The organism is Streptomyces sp. MA5143a (assembly GCF_900290235.1).
Classification (GTDB): Bacteria; Actinomycetota; Actinomycetes; order Streptomycetales; family Streptomycetaceae; genus Streptomyces.
This window is the reverse complement of sequence record NZ_OLMK01000180.1, coordinates 1-979: the sequence shown is the minus strand read 5'-3', so window position 1 is coordinate 979 and position 979 is coordinate 1. Positions and strand designations below refer to the sequence as shown.

1 pseudogene is annotated in these 979 nt (G+C 69.9%); it reads right to left on the bottom strand.

Annotated elements, in window-relative coordinates:
* Positions 1-111: 111 nt before the first annotated feature.
* Positions 112-979: pseudogene (locus SMA5143A_RS45080) on the bottom strand (IS701 family transposase); the annotation flags it as partial.

The following is a 979-nucleotide window of genomic DNA, read 5'->3' as shown; positions in this document are numbered from 1 at the left end:
TAGTGCTTGGTCAGGTTGATATCGGTTCTGGCATGTTGCGGTGACAGGTGGGGCAGGCGCCGGTCCAGACCGCGAGGAGTAACTGCAGTTCGCGGGCGACCTGGTAGAGGCTCAGGCCGGCGCCGTCTCTTTTGGGGACCGGGTGATGCGCTGGAGCGTGCAGAAGGCGTGGGCGACGGAGACGAGGGTGACGTGGTGGTGCCAGCCTCGCCAGGTGCGGCCTTCGAAGTGGGCCAGGCCCAGGGTCTGTTTCATCTCGCGGTAGTCGTGCTCGATGCGCCACCGGAGTTTCGCGGTGCGCACGAGGGTGGCCAGCGCCGTGTCGGCGGGCAGGTTGGACAGCCAGAACTGGACGGGTTCGGGCTGGTCGGCGGGCCATTCGGCCAGCAGCCAGCAGACGGGCAGTTCCGGGCCGTCGCAGGCTTTGCGGATCTGGCGTCCGGCGGGACGGAGCCGCAGGGCCACGAAGCGGGAGTACATGCGCTTGACGCCGCTGCGGCCGCTGCCCGGGCGGGAGCCTTCCCGCCACTGCACCGGCCGGGCTGTCTGCTTGCCGGCCTCGATGACCAGCTTCTTCACCGTCCGGGCAGGCTCGGGATAGACCGGCTGGGGCCTCGGGCCACGACCGCCGGGGTATGCGGCCGTGCCGTTTCCGGGTGGGCGGTGGTCGTGGTGGAGATGCCGACCGCGTAGCTGAGCCCGCGTTCTTCCAGGCCCAGGCGGAAGGCTGCGGTATCGCCGTAACCGCCGTCGGCGACGACGAGCGGGACGTCGATGCCCCACGACCTGGTCTCGTCGATCATGTCCAGGGCCAGCTGCCACTTCTCGACGTGTCCGATGTCGGCGGGGATGCCGCACTGGGTGCGGCGGGCCACCTTGCCCGGATCGGCCTTGGGCGAGGCGGGATCCCAGCTCTCAGGCAGGAACAGACGCCAGTCGACAGCAGCCGACGCGTCGTCGGAGGCCAGGTGCAGGGACA